Annotated in this window: 1 protein-coding gene; it reads right to left on the bottom strand. The window is 16.0% G+C overall.

Annotated elements, in window-relative coordinates:
- A partial coding sequence (locus MTCD1_RS23575; protein WP_200818655.1) for a hypothetical protein occupies positions 1–282 on the bottom strand: 282 nt, incomplete at both ends.

The following is a 282-nucleotide window of genomic DNA, read 5'->3' as shown; positions in this document are numbered from 1 at the left end:
TTTTTTTTTTCTTCTTCTTTTTTTTTTTTTTTCTTTTTTTTTTTTTTTTTTTTTTTTTCCTTCTTTTTTTTTTTTTTTTTTTTCTCTTTTTTTTTTTTTTTTTCCTTTTTTTTTTCTTTTTTTCTCTTTTTCTCTTTCTTTTTTTTTTTTTTTTTTTCCTTTTTTTTCTTTTCTTCTCTTCTTTTTTTTTTTTTTTTTTTCTTTTTTTTTTTTTTTCTCTTTTTTCTTTCTTTCCTTCTCTTTTTCTTCTCTTTTCTTCTCTCTTTCTTTTTTTCCCCTTTT

Origin of the sequence: Colwellia marinimaniae (genome assembly GCF_002207865.1) — a bacterium.
In the GTDB taxonomy this organism is placed as follows: domain Bacteria; phylum Pseudomonadota; class Gammaproteobacteria; order Enterobacterales; family Alteromonadaceae; genus Colwellia; species Colwellia marinimaniae.
The sequence above is the reverse complement of the archived record's forward strand: the minus strand, read 5'-3'. Positions and strand labels throughout refer to the sequence as shown.